Origin of the sequence: Massilia sp. CFBP9012 (assembly GCF_034045115.1) — a bacterium.
GTDB lineage: Bacteria > Pseudomonadota > Gammaproteobacteria > Burkholderiales > Burkholderiaceae_D > Telluria.
This window is the reverse complement of sequence record NZ_JAXCWM010000002.1, coordinates 241,246-257,199: the sequence shown is the minus strand read 5'-3', so window position 1 is coordinate 257,199 and position 15,954 is coordinate 241,246. Positions and strand designations below refer to the sequence as shown.

The following is a 15,954-nucleotide window of genomic DNA, read 5'->3' as shown; positions in this document are numbered from 1 at the left end:
TTAGTGGGCGCCCTTGCCAATGGTGGTTGATCCGGTCAGGTGCTGGACTACGCGCTCCATCTTCATGAAGCGCGAGCCCTTCACCAGCACAGTCGAATTGGTATTGCCGCCCAGTTTTTCATCCAGTGCTGCCAATAATTCGTCGAACTGCTCGTAATGCCGCGCTCCCGACGCGACCAGGTGGCGCGCCAGCTCGCCCGTCGCGAGCACGGTGTCGATGCCACGCGTAGCTGCGTAAGCACCGATTTCTTCGTGAAACTCTTTTCCTTGCGCGCCGACTTCGCCCATATCGCCCACGACCAGGATGCGCGGCGCCGGATAGGCGGCCAGCACGTCGATCGCGGCCCGCATCGAGTCGGGGTTCGCGTTATAGGTGTCGTCGATGACGGTCGCGCCGTTTGCAGCGGTCTTGCGTTGCAGGCGGCCGCCGACCGGGGCGAAAGCCTCCAGGCCGCGCACGACCGCCTCCTCGTCGATGCCGGCGCCGAGCGCGCAAGCGATCGCCGCCAGCGCATTGCGCACATTGTGTTCGCCGGCGGCTGCCAGCATCAGGGTGAAGCCATTAGCACCACCGTCATCCCCGCGCAGGCGGGGACCCAAGTTTTCTGCGCCGTCGGCTGCGCCAGCAACCTTGGGTTCCCGCCTGCGCGGGAACGACGTTGTTACTTGCAGCTGGCTGCCGAAACCATTACTGGTATAGGTCGCGCGCACATCGCAGGCGTCAGACAGGCCGAAGGTGATGACTTCGCAGGCGGCCAGGCCGCGCCACAGGTCCGTATAAGTATCGTCGCCCGGGAACACGGCCACGCCATCGTTCGACAGCGCCTGCAGCACCGAACCATTCTCGCGCGCCACCGCTTCCACGGTATGCATGAATTCCTGATGCTCGCGCTGGGCGTTGTTCACCAGGCCCACGGTCGGCGTCGCGATCGCGCTCAGGCGGCCGATCTCGCCCGGATGGTTCATGCCCAGCTCCACCACCGCCGCGCGGTGCGAGGCATCCAGGCGGAACAGGGTCAAGGGCACGCCGATCTCGTTGTTCAGGTTGCCCTGGGTCGCCAGCCGCGCGTCTTCTCCGACGGCGGCCGCCAGGATCGCCGCGATCATTTCCTTGACGGTCGTCTTGCCATTGCTGCCGGTGACGCCGATGACAGGGATCTGGAATTGCTCACGCCAGGCGTGGGCGATGCGGCCCAGCGCCACCAGGGTGTCAGGCACCACGATCGCCGGCAAGGTCCAGCCTTCCGGCAGGCGCGACACCAAGACCGCGGCGACATCGCGTGCGACAACCTGGTCCAGAAAGTCATGGGCATCGAAGGTCTCGCCGACCAGGGCGACGAACAGCGCGCCGGCATCGACCTTGCGGCTGTCGGTCGACACGCCCTCGAAGGACGCGTCAAGCCCGACCAGGCGCGCGCCCGGAATCGCCTCGACCAACTGTTGCAACGATCCGCGCATCAATGCGTCCTCAACATGGTAAGCCGCGCCGTCAATGCCAGCGAGGCGTGGTCCGTATCCGAGAACGGCATCTTGCGACCCTTGATTTCCTGATAGGGCTCATGGCCCTTCCCTGCCAGCAGGATCACGTCCTGCTTGGCGGCCTGCTTCACCGCCAGCAGGATGGCGGCCGCGCGGTCTTCGACCGTCTGCACGCGCGCGGCCTGCGAGGTGTCCATTCCCGCCACGATCTGGGCGATGATGCTGCTTGGCTCCTCGCTGCGCGGATTGTCGCTCGTGACCAGCACCTGGTCGGCGCTTTGCGCAATGCGGCCCATCTGCGGGCGCTTGCCCGGATCGCGGTCGCCGCCGCAGCCGAACACGCACCACAGCTGGCCGCCGCGATCCGTCGCGACCTGGCGCAGGGCGTCGAGGGTTTTTTCCAGCGCGTCCGGCGTGTGCGCGTAGTCGATCACGACCATCGGCGCATCCGAGCCGCCCATCTGCTGCATGCGGCCCGGCGCCGGGACCAGGGTCTCGATCGCATCGACTGCGGCCTTGAGAGCCACGCCCTTGGCCAGCAGCGCGCCCAGCACCGCCAGCGTATTGCTGACGTTGTAGTTGCCCACCAGCTGGGTGCGCACGGTCGCGTTGCCTTGCGGGGTCTCGACCTGGAACTCGGTACCGGCGTTCTTGCTGCGCATGCCGCCGGCGCGCAGCACGACTACGCCATCGGGCGCCTCGGCGGCGGCGATGGTGTAGCCGGTGACCGCCAGCGACGGGAAGCTGGTGCGCAAGTGCGCCACCAGGCGCTGCCCGGCCGGATCGTCGAGGTTGACCACCGCGTGTTTCAGGCCATCCCATTCGAACAGCTTGATCTTGGCCGCCTCGTAGCTTTCCATGTCGCCGTGGAAGTCGAGGTGGTCGCGCGTCAGGTTGGTGAAGATCGCGACGTCGACGTGCATGCCGGCCGTGCGTTCCTGCACCAGGCCGATCGACGAGGCTTCGATGGCGAGCGCGCCGGCGCCCGCCTTTTTCAGGTCGGCCAGCTTCTGGGCCAGCAGCACCGCGTCCGGCGTGGTGTAGCCGGTGATGTCGAACTGCGGCTCGCTTGAAGTCTTGCCCTTGATGAGTCCCACGCCCAGCGTGCCGATCACGGCGGCCGCTTCGCCCAGGCGCGCCAGGGTTTGCGCGGTCCACAGCGCGCACGAGGTCTTGCCATTGGTGCCGGTGACGGCCACGGTGAACATGGCGCGGTCCGGATACTCCAGCACCGCGTGCGCGATCGGGCCGGCGTTCTGTTTCAGCTCGCTCACGGCCAGGTGCGGCACGCTGAATGCGGCGTCCCAGGTGAAACCATCGGCTTCGTGCACCACGGCGGCGGCGCCGGCTTCGATGGCGGCTTCGATGTAGCGACGACCGTCAGCGGCCTCGCCCGGGTAGGCGAAAAACACGTCGCCGGGCTTGACGCGGCGCGAGTCGGAAACGAGACGGCCGCCTGGGGCGGCGGCGCGAATCCATTCGATGATGTCATGCAGGCTCGGGGCCATCACATGCTCTCCTCTAGAGGAACTTCCGGAATGATGATGTCCGTGATCGATGAATCGGGCGGCACGTTGGCGGCCCGCAGCGCATTGGAGAACAGGTCGGCCGCGGTCGGCGCGGCGACGTAGCCGCCGGTGCGCAGGGCGCCGCTCGGATCGTCGACCATCACCGCGATGATGAAGCGCGGCTTGGACATCGGCGCGATGCCTGCGAAGTAACCGATATTGTTGGTGCGCGAGTAGCGGCCGTTGACGATCTTCTCGGCGGTGCCGGTCTTGCCGCCGACGCGGTAGCCGGCGACCTGGGCGCGCGAGGCGGTGCCGCCCGGGCCCACCACCGATTCGAGCATGGTGCGCACCTGGGCCGCGGTCTTGGCCGAGATCACCTGCTGGCCCACCGGCTGTTCGTCCACCTTCACGAAGGACAGCGGGATGATGTCGCCGTTGCGGGCGAAGATCATATAGGAGCGCGCCATCTGCAGCAGCGACACCGACAGGCCGTGGCCGAAGGCCATATTGGCGTATTCCACCGGCTTCCAGGTTTTATAGGGACGCACGCGGCCGGCGGCGGCGCCGGGGAAGCCGAAGCGCGGCGCCTGGCCGTAGCCGACCTTGGTGTACAGCTCCCACATTTCCTGCTGCGGGATCATCTGGGCGATCTTGACCACGCCGAGGTTCGACGATTTCTGGATGATGCCGCTGACGGTCTGCACGCCATAGTTGTGGAAATCGCGGATGCGGCGGCCGGTCACCATCATATAGCCCGGATTGTTGTCGAACACGGTGTCGGGCGTGACGCGGCCGGTCTCCAGGCCCAGGGCCACGGTGAGCGGCTTGATCGTCGAACCCGGCTCGAAGGTGTCGGTGATGACGCGGTTGCGCAGCTGCTCGCCGGTCAGCTTGGAGCGGTCGTTCGGGTTATAGGTCGGGTAGTTGGCCAGGGCCAGCACCTCGCCCGTCTGCACGTCGAGCACGACGGCGGCGCCGGCCTTGGCATTGAACTTCTCGACCGCGTTCTTGATGCTGGTGAAGGCGATGTACTGCAGCTTGCTGTCGACCGACAGGGTCAGGTCGCGGCCCTGGTGCGGCTCGCGGAACATGCCCAGGTCTTCGGCGATGTGGCCGAGGCGGTCCTTGATCACGCGGCGGCTGCCGGCCACGCCCATCAGGGTCTTCTGGTGCTGCAGCTCCATCCCGTCCTGGCCCTTGTCCTCGACGTTGGTGAAGCCCACCAGGTGGGTCACCACTTCGCCCTGCGGATAGAAGCGCTTGTATTCCTTGCGCGTGTCGATGCCGTCGATCTTGAGCGCCAGGATCTGGTCGACGATCGGCATCTCGACCTGGCGCTTCAGATAGACGAAGCTGCGGTCGGAATCGAGCTTCTTGCGCAGCTCGGTTTCCGGCATCTCGAGCAAGCCGGCCAGCGCGCGCAGCTTTTCCGGCGGCGCCTGCAGCACGTCTTCGGGAATGCCCCAGATCGCGCGCACCGGCAGCGAGGTGGCCAGCACGGCGCCGTTGCGGTCGAGGATGCGGCCGCGCGTAGCCGGCAGCTCGAGCGTGCGCTCGTAGCGGCTCTTGCCCTGCTTTTGCAGGAACTGGTTCGATACGCCCTGCAGCCAGACTGCGCGCACGGCCAGCGCGGCGAAGGCCGCGAACAGGACGAACAGCACCAGGCGCGAACGCCAGTCGGGCAGGCGCACCGCCAGCACCGGGCTTTTCGAGAAAGCCACGCCTTTCGACGCGGCCACCCGCGCATTGCTGCTCTTGGCGCCGCCACGCATCATGGGGCGCCCTCCGTCAGGTATTGGGTCCGGGCCGGGCTCAATGGCGCCATCTCGAGCTGGGAACGGGCGATCTGCTCGATGCGCTCGTTCTTGGCCAGGCGCGACTGGTCGAGCTGGAGCTGGTCCCAGTCGACGTCGAGCTGGCGCGCGTGCTGCTGCAGGCGCTCGAGCTCGATGAGCAGGTGGCGCGCCTGGTAGCGGGCATTGACGACCGATAGCGCGCATCCCACCAGCAAGGTGGTCAGGAGCACGTTCAGCTTGACGCTCATGCAGGCGTCCCCAGGCGTTCGGCCACGCGCAGCACCGCCGAGCGGGCGCGCGGGTTTTCCGACACTTCGGTCGCGGACGGCTTGATCTTGTCGATCAGCTTCATCTCGGGCTGCGGCAGGTCGACGGCACGGATTGGCAGGCGGCGGTCGGGTTGCTCCACCTTGGCCTTGGAGGCGAGGAATTGCTTGACCATGCGGTCTTCCAGCGAGTGGAAGGAAATCACGGACATGCGCGCGCCCGGCGCCAGCATGCCATAGGCCGCGATCAGCCCTGCCTCGAGGTCCTCAAGCTCTTTATTGATGAAAATCCGGACAGCCTGAAAGGTCCTGGTTGCCGGATCCTTGCCTTTTTCCCAGCCCTTGACCGCGCTTGCCACGATTGCGGCAAACTGTCGTGTGCTTGAAATTGGTTCGACTGCGCGGCGAGCAACAATCGCCTTTGCAATCTGAAAAGCATACCGCTCTTCTCCATAATCGCGTATCACCTTTTCCAATTGAGGTTGCTCCGCGGTCGCAATCCACTCGGCAGCCGACATGCCGCGCGTGGTATCCATGCGCATGTCGAGCGGGCCATCGTTGCGGAAGCTGAAGCCGCGGCTGGCGTCGTCCACCTGGGGCGACGAGATACCCAGGTCGAGCAGGATGCCGTCGACCCGGGGGATGCCGCGCGCGGCCAGCGCGTCGTGCATCGTTGCAAAGCTGTCGTGGACGATCGTGAAGCGCGGATCGTCAATTTGTTCTGCAGTGGCAATCGCTTGCGGGTCTTTGTCGAACGCGATCAGGCGCCCTTGCGGGCCCAGGCGCGACAACAACAGGCGGCTGTGGCCGCCCCGTCCGAAAGTGCCATCTATATAGATGCCGTCAGCGCGTGCGCCCACGAGGTTGAGCGCATCGACCGCTTCGTCAAGCAGCACCGTTCGATGCTGGTACACAGGCACCGTCAAGGAATCCGTCATCGGCGCCTCAGAAAGAGAAATTGGAAAGGACATCGGGCATGCCACCGGCGACGGCCTCGGCCTCGTCCTCGGCCAGCTTGGCGGCATTCCAGATTTCGAAGTGGGTACCCATGCCGAGCATCATCACTTCCTTCTCGAGCCCGACCGCGGCACGCAGTTCGGGCGAGATCAGCACACGGCCGGCGCTGTCGAGCTCGACATCGACGGCGTTGCCGAGGAAAATGCGCTGCCACGCACGGGCCGACATGGGCCAGGCAGCGATCTGTTTACGGTGCTCTTCCCATACCGGGCGTGGGAAGAAGAGGAGGCAGCCATGGGGGTGTTTGGTCAAGGTCATGCGGCCCTCGCACTGAAGCGTAAGGGCGTCACGGTGCTTGGCCGGAATCGACATTCGGCCTTTTGCATCGAGATTGATCGCGGACGCGCCCTGGAACACGTATTTACCTAGCTTTGGAGAGTTGTTTGCCGTTGTTTGCCGGACGCCGGGAGCCGAAGGAGTTACCCCACAACCCTCCCACAAATCGACACTTTTTCACACCGTTTCCCACTTTAGTGGAAGCAATGTTGACGGTCAAGCGAATTCACGATTGACGAATTCGACTTTTTCCAATGAAACCAAGGACTTAGGCGCGGGTGCGCGACACTCGGCTCAACAAAATGTTCCTTTAAATTAGGGACTTAGCCGTAGGAGTGAATGAAAGGCCTGAGTTGTACAGACGATGTTTACGTTTGAGCAACGTCAATAAGAAGAAAAATATTGACGTAAAGAAACAACTGTTGAAATGACCAGACTACTGTATGGGCATCCAGCACATGGATAAATACAGCGTTTTCAGTTCATGCGGACGCGCGCGGCGCCGGCCGGGGCAGCCCGGTACAGGGCCTGCAGCAGCGCATCTCCTTCTTCGACGCTGACCAGCAGCGACTGGCCATGGCGCGCCGGCAGGTAGACCATGTGCTCGCCCTCGGTCACGGTGACGAACAGCGACTCCCGGTTATCGAAGCCCACGCTGTCGCCGGCGCTAGCGCCGATAAGGTCGCCGCTGCGCCCGCCGAAGCGGCCGGCGGCGTAACCAGCCAGGCTGATGCCGTTCCTGCGCGCCCCTAGCCCGTCCGGCGCCAGGGCCGCGCGGTCGCCATGGCGGGCGCGCGCCAGGTCGAATTCGCCAATGTCACGTGCATATTCATAGAAGTAGCTCCCACGCACCAGGATCTGACCGTCGCGCAGCTCGAGGGTGTTGTGCGATATGCTCCAGCCCAGCCCCGCCGTGAAAGGCAACACCAGCGCCGCCGCGCATACCGCGCTGCGCAGCCTGGCGGCTAGCGGCTTTCCGCACAGCAGCAGCAACGGCAGGCAGGCCGCCAGCAGGGTGATGCCGGCCAGCGCCAGATAGGGGGCAAGGCCGGGCGCGGGCACGTCGAATCGCATCGTTTCTCCATCATGGACGCCGCCGGTCGGCGTCAGCGCCACCTTAGCAGAAGCCCTGCCCGGATGAGCCACCGTTGCGCGGCCCCTCGGCATGCAGATGCTTACAAGTGTGGCGGACTACGCACTACCCACAGTTAACTATTTTGACTTTGGGAAACTAAAAACGTAAGATCGGAAAATATGAACACCCCAACCGACCTGCAGCCGGCAACGACCTACAATGCCGCAGACTATTGCTCGACCAAGGAGGCCGCGGCCACCCTGGGCGTCTCGCACCGCACGGTGCAGCTGTGGGTGGAGAACGGCACGCTGCAAGCCTGGCGCACCGCCGGCGGCCATCGTCGCATCACGGTGGAGTCGGTGAACCGCCTGGTCGATGGCCGGCGCATCGCCATCGGCGCCCCTCCGGCGTCAGCCAGCGCGCCGGCGCCGGGCAAGCCGCGGGTGCTGGTGGTCGACGACGATCCCCTGATGCTGCGCCTGTATGAACTCGAGATGGCGGGCTGGGGGCTGGACTTCGAGGTGGTCAAGGCGAACAACGGCTTCGAAGCCCTGATCCGCATCGGCGAGCAGCGCCCCGACCTGCTGGTGAGCGACCTGAACATGCCGGGCATGGACGGCTTCCGCATGATCCGCACCCTGCGCGAAGACAGCGGCACGGCCGGCATGAATATGATCGTCGTCAGCGGCCTGGACCGTGCGACGATCAAGGCCATGGGCCTGCCCGCCGACATCCCGGTCTTCCCCAAGCCGGTACCGTTCGGCGAACTGCGCAGCGCCGTCGAGAACGGCCTGGTGCGCGCGTAAGCCTGGTGCGCGCGTAAACTGCTATGCTGACCTACCGGCGCAACGCGCGTCCGGCTTATCAAGGGGCTGTCATGTCCGCATTCCCGTCACCGCAAGCAACAACCCATCCGCCCGTCGAGGCGCGAACGAGAGCATGAGCAGGACGATCCTCGTCGTCGACGACCAGGACGAACTGCGCCTGCTGATCTCGCTCACCCTGCAATCCCTCGGACGCATCGTCGAAGCGTCCAATGCCGAGCAGGCCCTGGCCCGGCTTGCCGACGAGCACCCCGACCTGGTCGTGCTCGACATCTGGCTCGGCCCCGGCGCAAGCGGCCTCGACGTGTGCGCCGAATTGCGGCGCGATCCGCGCCATGCAGCAACCAAAGTCATCCTGCTGTCGGCCTGCGGCCAGCAAAGCGATATCGCGGCCGGCATGGCGGCCGGGGCCGACCTGTATGTGGTCAAACCGTTCAGTCCGCTGGAATTGCTCGACGCTGTACACGGTCTGTTGGGCTAAAACGTTGTCATTGAGAAACAAATATTTCATTTAGAGACACTTCTCTAATTTTGCCCCCAATTCCGCAAATCCGAACGCTTTTGTAATAACACGATAACGCAAACGCGTGCATTCGCGCCGCCGGCATCTTGCGGCGTCCGTCAGCTGTTGAACAATCCCGCAAAAGCAAAAATACACAATTGATATCAGTCGCACCGGTGCCGGTGCGACCGCGCGCAAGCCGCCGACAAAGCCGTTATGATGGGTTCATCGACTATTTACCCGGCAATTCTCGGCTTCCACCATCATGTTGCGCGCATCCCGTCTCCTTGCGGCCAGCCTGGCCGCCGTCACCCTGGCCCTGCCGGCCGTGGCGGACGCGCGCGTGGTATCGGCGAGCTTCGAAGCGCGCTTCGAGATCCTCGCCACCTGCTCGGTCAGCGTGGCCCGCTCGGTGGACGTCGCCTGCGCCAGCCCGACCACGCCCTATCTGCTCGATTCCAGCGCCGCGCCAAGCCAGCGCAGCGCCGACCTGAACGCACGCCGCGTCACCGTCTACTTCTAGGCGCTGTCATCGTTACCTGTTGATGACCCCGAGTGCAATCCGCAGCAATTGCTCGACAGAAGTGACTCTCCCGCCATCAAGCGCCCAATGCCAGCCCAGGTAGTTGGGCAGCCGGCGCGACGCTACGCCATGGAAACGCGCCAGCCATTCCTTGAAGCGCCGGTGATACGCATTCACATTTTGAACATGGATCGCGCCTTCGACACCGTTGCGGACGCGTTCGCCGGCGCTGAGATTGACAGCCTGGTGGGCGATGCCATGGGCACGGGCAAAGGCGGGATAGGCGGCGTTGGCATCGGTGACCAGCAGCGCCTGGGGATCGAGCTTCGGCAGCAAGTGCTTGACCAGCTGGGCCGCCTTCAAGGCGCCGCGTCCGGTCACGGCGTCGATGGTTTGTCCGCTGCGGTCGCGTGCCACCAGGATGCAGTCGAGGTGATGCGAAATCCCGCGCAGGGACGCCCTGCCGCCACGCTTGCGCGGCTGGCGATCGAGCTTGCGTGACCCCTTCTGCGATTCGAGCAGGAATGTTTCGTCGGCCTCGACGATGCCGACCAGGCGCTCGGGCCGGTCGTCCTTGACCCGGTCGAGAAAGCGGTGGCGCCAGCGAAACGTGGTGTTCGGGTGCACGCCGACCCGCTTGGCCGCAGAGCGGACCGTGCGCGAATCGAGGATCGTGTCCAGATAATCGAGCCACTTGCCCTTGTGCCTGAGCCGCGCCAGCGGCGTGCCGGTCAGGTCGTTGAAAGTGCGGCCGCACGCGCAGCAGCGAAAACGTTGCAGGTCGTTGGCATGACCGTGCCGATGGCAACGCTCACAGCCGCAATCCGGGCAGGAGCGCCCCTTCGACCGGATCTCGCCGATGAGGGCGACCACCCGGTCGAGCCCGGCTGCCGGATGCAGGGCGGCCAGCACCTGTTGACGCTGCGGCTGGTTCAGCAGCGCTAGCTGGGCGAACAGCTTCTCAAACTTCGGCGCTTTCATGGCGCGCTCCCGATCGATGGTGACCGGGATTGGACCGCGGGTCAGCTCAGCAGTTCAATCCTCATCCATATCTAACGGGTACAGCGCCTACTTCTAAGACGTTTTTCTTATTTGCATATCAGCTTTTCTTCGTAGGCCGCTGGACAAGCGCCGTCGATAATGGCTGAGTGAATCATTCCGCCCCTACCCTCGACACCCATGCAAGCGCGGACAATGCCGACCGCCTGGTGCACTGGCTGATCGACAGCGTGCAGCTGGAAGCGACGGTATTCCACCTCGGCCAGTATTGCGGCCGCTGGCAGGCGTCCACCGCCGGCCGCGGCCTGGGCAGCTTCCACCTGGTGCTGCATGGCGAGTGCTACCTGCACGCCGAGGGCCGCGCACCGGTCCACTTGCGCGCGCGCGACGGCGTGTTCATGCTGCGCGATACGCCACACTTCCTCAGCCCGAAGTCTGACTCAACCGCCGATCCGGCCAGCGCCCTTCCCGGCCTGCCGATGCAGCCGCTCGGCCAGGCCGCGCCCGACGCCACCGCCCTGGCCTGCGGCTTCTTCCACTTTCGCAGCGCGCTCAGCACGCTGATCGCCGACTCCTTTCCGGACAGCCTGGTGCTGCGCGCCGACGACCCGTCGCTGCAGGCCCTGAACGCGCTGTTCGAACTGATCCTGCTGGAACCGGCGCGCGATCCCGACGCACCGTCGCCGCTGGTGGCGCGCTTGGCCGAGCTGATGTTCTTCTATGTCATCCGCCACGTGGCGCGCCAGCAAGACATCGCCACCGGCCTGCTGGCCGTGGCCAGCCGCCCCGAGTTCTCGCCCCTGCTCGACCGCATGATGCAGGAGCCCGGCCAGGACTGGTCGACCGAGAACATGGCGCGCGCGGCCCATATGTCGCGCTCGAGCTTCTATAAGCACTTCAGCGAGGCCAGCGGCCAGGCGCCGGCGCAGTTCCTGTTGCTGCTGCGCATGAAGATCGCGGCCCAGCGCCTGCATGGCGGCGAGACGGTCGAGCGCACCGCCGGCCACGTCGGCTACAACTCGTACGCGGCGTTCTCGCGCGCCTTCCATAAAGTGATGGGCGAGCATCCGGGCACCTTCCGGCGCGGCCGCCACGTCCACGTCAAGACGTCGCCGATCGGGCCGATTCGGACGATCGAGCAGAAAACAAGGACGGGTGTGTCCAAACGTGTTTTTCATTCGCCGCTAAAATGACGGACCCAACGCTTTAATAGAGAGATCCGCCATGTCCCGCCTGACCCTGCATACCCAAGAAACCGCGCCAGAAGGCAGCCGTCCGTTCGTGGACAAGGCCGTCGCCAACAACGGCTTCCTGCCGAACCTGATCGGCGTGCTGGCCAATTCGCCGCAGGCGCTGCAGACCTATATGACGGTGTCGGGCATCAACGCCGAGACCAGCCTCACCCTGCCGGAACGCGAAGTCGTGCAGATCACCGCCGCCCGCATCCACGGCTGCGACTTCTGCATCGCCGGCCACACCGCCATCGCCCTCAAGAAAGCCCAGCTGCCGGTCGAGACCGTCCGCGCCATGCAGCAAGGCCAGGATACCGGCGACGCGAAACTCGACGCTGTGCGCCAGTTCTCGGAAGCCGTCATCGCCACCCGCGGCGGCGTGAGCGACGATGCCCTGGCCGCCTTCAAGGCCGCCGGCTACAACGACCAGCAGGCGTTGGAGGTCGTGCTGGGCATCAGCCTGGCCACCCTGTGCAACTTCGCCAACACCCTGGCCGGCAGCGCGATCAACCCGCAGCTGCAGCCCTTCGCCAGCGGAGCCATCTGATGTCGAACGGCGAACAAACGACGCTGCCGCCAGCCCTGGCCGAGTGGCTGCAGGCCAATGCGGATGAACTGGACAGCACGCCCGCGCTGGCGAGCGAAGTCGTGCCGCGCCTGGCCGGCGCCGGCCTGTTCGCCGTCGGCGTACCGCAAGACCTGGGCGGCAGCGGCGGCGCCACGATCGACGCGATCGACGCCATCGCGGCCGTGGCCGAGCATTCGGTCACGGCCGCCTTCGTGTTCTGGGGCCAGCGCACCTTCATCGAATACCTGCTGCAAAGCCCTAACGAGGCCATGCGCGCGCGCTGGATCGGCCCACTGGTGCGCGGCGAATTCGCCGGCGCCACCGGCCTGTCGAACGCGATGAAATTCCTGTCCGGGATCGAGTCGCTGCAGATCACGGCCACCCCGAACGACGCCGGCTGGCAGCTCGACGGTTCGCTGGCCTGGATCACCAACCTGCGCAAGGAAGGCTTCATCGCCGCCGCCGCCGTCAATTGCGCCGGCGACCTGCCGCCCGCGGTGGTCGCCTTCATCAGCGACAGCGCCGGCGTCACGCGCAGCCCCGACCTCGAACTGATGGCCCTGCGCGGCAGCAATACCGCCGCGGTCAAGATTGAGGGCGTGCAGATCGGCGAAGGCGAAGTGCTGCATCCGAACGCGCGCGCCTGGCTGCCGGGCGTGCGTCCGTCCTTCCTGGGCCTGCAATGCGGCCTGTCGATCGGCCTGGCGCGCGCCAGCCTGCGCGCAGCGCATGCGCTGTCGACCGCCATGCGCGGCCCGCTGCTCGAACGCATCGTGGCCCAGCAGCTGGCACTGGAAGACCTGGTGACGCAGCTCAAGGATGGCGTGGCCGATGGCCGCTTCAAGACCGCCGCGGCGCCGATGTTCCGGCTGCGCATCGCGCTGGCCGAATCCGTCCAGCAAGCCGTGATGCTCGAATTGCAGGCCAGCGGCGGCCGCGCCTACCTGGTCGACCGCGACCGCAGCTTCGCGCGCCGCTGGCGCGAATCGGCCTTCATCCCGATCGTTACCCCGAGCCTGACCCAGCTGCAGGTCGAACTCGCGAAGCACGCCGCGGCATGACGGCGCCCGTGCTCGAACAAGGCGCGACCGCGCTGTCGGCCTTTGGCCTAAGCATCGGCTACGGCGGCAAGACCGTGGTCGACGACATTTCGCTCACCATCGACAAGCGCGAGATCGTGTGCCTGCTGGGCGGCAGCGGCTGCGGTAAATCGACCCTGCTGCGCGGCCTGGCGGGCCTCTCCCCGGCCCAGGCCGGCCAGGTCAGCTTTTTGGGCGAGCCGCTGCTGGAACCACACCCGCGCGCGGCGCTGGTATTCCAGCAACCGAGCCTGCTGCCCTGGCTGAACGTCGAAGGCAATGTGGGCTTCGGCCTGGATTTCGCGCGCCAGCCGGCGATCGCCCGCGACGCGCGCAAGCAGCGGGTGGTCGAGGCCATCGAGGCGGTCGGCCTGGCGGCGCGCGCGCATGCCTATCCGGCCCAGCTGTCCGGCGGCCAGGCCCAGCGCGTGGCGCTGGCGCGCGCCCTGGCGCGCCAGCCCGAGCTATTGTTTGCCGACGAGCCGTTCTCGGCGCTGGACGCGATCACGCGCGCCGAGATGCAGACCCTGCTGGTCGACCTGGTGCACCGCTGGCATACCGCTGTGTTGCTGGTGACCCACGATATCGACGAAGCGATCCTGGTCGCTGACCGTATTTTGCTGATGGCGGTCCAGCCCGGCCAGCCAGGCAAGATCGTCCGCGAATGGAAGGTCGACCTGCCGCGGCCACGCCACGAATACGCCGAGGGCGTGGCCGGGCTGCGCCTGGACATCATCAAGGCGCTGCGCGAAGGCGCCTGACGTTTCGAACCACGCAAGCACAATAAATAAAAGGAAAACCCATGAACGACTCGATCCACATCTGCGCTTCTTCCGACTGCGACTGCGGCATGACCCGGCGCGACTTCCTGCGCATGTCGGCCCTGACCGGCGCCGCCGCGGCGTCGCCGCTGCTGTTCGCGGGCGACGCCGCGGCGCAGAACTTCAAGGGCGACGACCAGCCGGTCAAGATCGGCTACCTGCCGATCACCGACGCCGCGCCGCTGCTGGTGGCGCACGGCCGCAAGCTGTTCGAGCAGCAGGGCCTGAAGGTCGAGACGCCGCGCCTGTTCCGCAGCTGGGCCCAGATCATCGAGGCCTTCGTGGCCGGCCAGGTCAACGTGATCCACCTGCTGTCGCCGGCGACCCTGTGGGTGCGCTACGGTTCGAAATTCCCGGCCAAGGTGGTGGCCTGGAACCACATCAACGGTTCGGCGCTGACGGTGCAGAACGAGATCAATTCGGTGGCCGACCTGGGCGGCAAGACGGTCGCGATCCCGTTCTGGTACTCGATCCACAACATCCTGCTGCAGAAGATCCTGACCGCGAACAAGCTGAGCGTGGTCACCCGCGCACGCGGCGCCGTGCTCAAGCCTAACGAGGTTAACCTGATTGTGCTGGCGCCGTCCGAAATGGTGTCGGCGCTGGCGACCAAGTCGATCGCCGGCTACATCGTGGCCGAGCCGTTCAATGCGGCGGCCGAGAATGCGAAGATCGGCAAGGTGCTGCGCTTCTCGGGCGACGTCTGGAAAAACCACGCCTGCTGCGTGACCTTCCTGGCCGAGCGCGACCTGAACGACAAGCCGGAATGGTCGCAGCGCGTGACCAATGCCATCGTCAACGCCCAGCTGTGGTCGCGTTCGAACCAGGTGGAAACGGCCAAGCTGCTGGCCGCGACCGGCCCCAACAAATACACGCCGCACAATCTGCAGGCGCTGACCAAGGTGCTGGCCACCACCGATTATTCGGACTACGAAAAGCGCCGCATCGTGGCCCACCCGGCATGGAACCAGCGCCGCATCGACTTCCAGCCGTTCCCGTTCGCGTCCTATACGGAAGAACTGGTGCGCGCCATCGGCCAGACCAAGGTCGAAGGCGACGTCAGCTTCCTGGCCAAGCTCGATCCGAAGTTCGTGGCGCGCGACCTGGTCGACGACCGCTTCGTGCGTAAATCGATCCAGGCAGTGGGCGGCCCGGCCAAGTTCGGCCTGCCGGCCAACCTGCTGCGCACCGAGACGATCGCGGTCTGACGATGCTGGGACGTTTTTTGTGGCCGGTCGCCGGCTTTGCGATCGCGCTGCTGCTGTGGTCCTGGGGCGTCAAGGGACTCGAAGAGACCACGCCGATCGCGGCGATGTTCGCGCCAGTCGAGACCTTCAAGGCCTTCCACGTGATGGTGCTGGGACCCGATATATGGCTGCACGTGGTCACCAGCCTCAAGCGGGTGGCCGTGGGCCTGGGCTTTGCGATCCTGTTCGGGGTGCCGCTCGGTATCCTGGTCGGCATGTCGAAGGCCTTCAGCCAGGCCAGCACGCCGCTGTTCCAGCTGCTGCGCATGGTCTCGCCGCTGTCATGGATGCCGCTGGCGGTGATGGTGCTGGGCGTCGGCGACGCGCCGGTCTACTTTTTGCTGGCCTTCGCCGCCGTGTGGCCGCTGATGCTCAGCACCGCCGCCGGCGTGGCCCAGCTCGACCCCAACTGGATGCTGCTGGCGCGTTCGCTGTCGGCCACCAAGTGGGAAGTGATCTGGCGCCTGGTGCTGCCGGGGATCACGGCGCAAATCCTGACCGGCGTGCGCCTCGCGATCGGCATCATCTGGATCGTGCTGGTGCCGGCCGAGATGCTGGGCGTGTCCGCCGGCCTCGGTTACTTCATCCTCGATACGCGCGACCGCCTGGCGTATTCGGAACTGACGGCCGCCATCATCCTGATCGGTCTGCTGGGTTATGCGCTCGACTACGCGGCGCGCTTCGTGCATGCGCGCTGGCTGCATTCGGTGCCGTCCGACCCGCTGCGCTGAACCCCTGC

17 protein-coding genes are annotated in these 15,954 nt (G+C 65.7%); 9 read left to right on the top strand and 8 right to left on the bottom strand.

The window, feature by feature from the left end:
- From SOM61_RS03845 to SOM61_RS03815, 7 genes are all read right to left on the bottom strand, one after another.
- On the bottom strand, positions 1-1,458 hold the full coding sequence (locus tag SOM61_RS03845; RefSeq protein ID WP_320472863.1) for a UDP-N-acetylmuramoyl-tripeptide--D-alanyl-D-alanine ligase: 1,458 nt from the start codon (positions 1,456-1,458) through the stop codon (positions 1-3).
- Positions 1,458-2,987, bottom strand: a complete 1,530-nt coding sequence (locus SOM61_RS03840; protein ID WP_320472862.1) for a UDP-N-acetylmuramoyl-L-alanyl-D-glutamate--2,6-diaminopimelate ligase — start codon at positions 2,985-2,987, stop codon at positions 1,458-1,460. The genes SOM61_RS03845 and SOM61_RS03840 overlap by 1 nt, the downstream gene beginning before the upstream one ends.
- Entirely contained in the window at positions 2,987-4,765 is a 1,779-nt protein-coding gene (locus tag SOM61_RS03835) for a peptidoglycan D,D-transpeptidase FtsI family protein (protein ID WP_320472861.1), read from the bottom strand. Before SOM61_RS03835 ends, SOM61_RS03840 begins: the two co-directional genes overlap by 1 nt.
- Positions 4,762-5,034, bottom strand: a complete 273-nt coding sequence (gene ftsL / locus SOM61_RS03830) for a cell division protein FtsL (RefSeq protein WP_320472860.1) — start codon at positions 5,032-5,034, stop codon at positions 4,762-4,764. The genes SOM61_RS03835 and ftsL overlap by 4 nt, the downstream gene beginning before the upstream one ends.
- Positions 5,031-6,011: a 16S rRNA (cytosine(1402)-N(4))-methyltransferase RsmH gene (gene rsmH / locus SOM61_RS03825; protein WP_320473069.1), complete on the bottom strand. Its 981-nt coding sequence runs from the start codon at positions 6,009-6,011 to the stop codon at positions 5,031-5,033. The genes ftsL and rsmH overlap by 4 nt, the downstream gene beginning before the upstream one ends.
- On the bottom strand, positions 5,998-6,426 hold the full coding sequence (gene mraZ, locus SOM61_RS03820) for a division/cell wall cluster transcriptional repressor MraZ (RefSeq protein ID WP_040776953.1): 429 nt from the start codon (positions 6,424-6,426) through the stop codon (positions 5,998-6,000). The genes rsmH and mraZ overlap by 14 nt, the downstream gene beginning before the upstream one ends.
- Before the next feature lie 396 nt (positions 6,427-6,822).
- Complete coding sequence (locus tag SOM61_RS03815; protein WP_320472859.1) at positions 6,823-7,419, bottom strand: hypothetical protein; 597 nt, start codon at positions 7,417-7,419, stop codon at positions 6,823-6,825.
- Positions 7,420-7,599: 180 nt separating this feature from the next.
- Here SOM61_RS03815 and SOM61_RS03810 point away from each other — a divergent pair, with 180 nt between their 5' ends.
- The 3 genes from SOM61_RS03810 to SOM61_RS03800 all read left to right on the top strand — a co-directional run bounded on the left by SOM61_RS03810 (position 7,600) and on the right by SOM61_RS03800 (position 9,269).
- The gene (locus SOM61_RS03810; RefSeq protein ID WP_320472858.1) at positions 7,600-8,226 is read left to right on the top strand and encodes a response regulator; all 627 of its coding nucleotides are present in this window, start codon (positions 7,600-7,602) and stop codon (positions 8,224-8,226) included.
- A 133-nt stretch (positions 8,227-8,359) separates the two neighbouring features.
- The gene (locus SOM61_RS03805; protein ID WP_313167771.1) at positions 8,360-8,725 is read left to right on the top strand and encodes a response regulator transcription factor; all 366 of its coding nucleotides are present in this window, start codon (positions 8,360-8,362) and stop codon (positions 8,723-8,725) included.
- Positions 8,726-9,011: 286 nt separating this feature from the next.
- Positions 9,012-9,269, top strand: coding sequence for a hypothetical protein (locus tag SOM61_RS03800; RefSeq protein WP_320472857.1), 258 nt, complete (start codon positions 9,012-9,014; stop codon positions 9,267-9,269).
- Positions 9,270-9,281: 12 nt separating this feature from the next.
- Here SOM61_RS03800 and SOM61_RS03795 read toward each other — a convergent pair whose 3' ends face one another.
- Entirely contained in the window at positions 9,282-10,250 is a 969-nt protein-coding gene (locus SOM61_RS03795) for an IS1595 family transposase (RefSeq protein ID WP_320472856.1), read from the bottom strand.
- 167 nt (positions 10,251-10,417) lie between these two features.
- Between SOM61_RS03795 and SOM61_RS03790 the strand changes: the two genes are divergently transcribed.
- The 6 genes from SOM61_RS03790 to SOM61_RS03765 are packed head-to-tail and all read left to right on the top strand — an operon-like array spanning position 10,418 to position 15,946.
- Positions 10,418-11,461, top strand: a complete 1,044-nt coding sequence (locus SOM61_RS03790) for an AraC family transcriptional regulator (RefSeq protein WP_320472855.1) — start codon at positions 10,418-10,420, stop codon at positions 11,459-11,461.
- A gap of 31 nt (positions 11,462-11,492) precedes the next feature.
- Positions 11,493-12,047 (top strand): carboxymuconolactone decarboxylase family protein, encoded by a 555-nt coding sequence (locus SOM61_RS03785; RefSeq protein ID WP_147933721.1) that lies wholly within the window; start codon positions 11,493-11,495, stop codon positions 12,045-12,047.
- Positions 12,047-13,129 carry an acyl-CoA dehydrogenase family protein gene (locus SOM61_RS03780; protein WP_320472854.1) on the top strand — a complete coding sequence of 361 codons (1,083 nt, stop codon included), beginning with the start codon at positions 12,047-12,049 and terminating at the stop codon, positions 13,127-13,129. Before SOM61_RS03785 ends, SOM61_RS03780 begins: the two co-directional genes overlap by 1 nt.
- Positions 13,126-13,908 carry an ABC transporter ATP-binding protein gene (locus SOM61_RS03775; protein ID WP_320472853.1) on the top strand — a complete coding sequence of 261 codons (783 nt, stop codon included), beginning with the start codon at positions 13,126-13,128 and terminating at the stop codon, positions 13,906-13,908. The genes SOM61_RS03780 and SOM61_RS03775 overlap by 4 nt, the downstream gene beginning before the upstream one ends.
- 41 nt (positions 13,909-13,949) lie before the next feature.
- Entirely contained in the window at positions 13,950-15,176 is a 1,227-nt protein-coding gene (locus tag SOM61_RS03770) for an ABC transporter substrate-binding protein (protein WP_320472852.1), read from the top strand.
- A 2-nt stretch (positions 15,177-15,178) separates the two neighbouring features.
- Positions 15,179-15,946 (top strand): ABC transporter permease, encoded by a 768-nt coding sequence (locus SOM61_RS03765; RefSeq protein WP_320472851.1) that lies wholly within the window; start codon positions 15,179-15,181, stop codon positions 15,944-15,946.
- Positions 15,947-15,954: the final 8 nt, after the last annotated feature.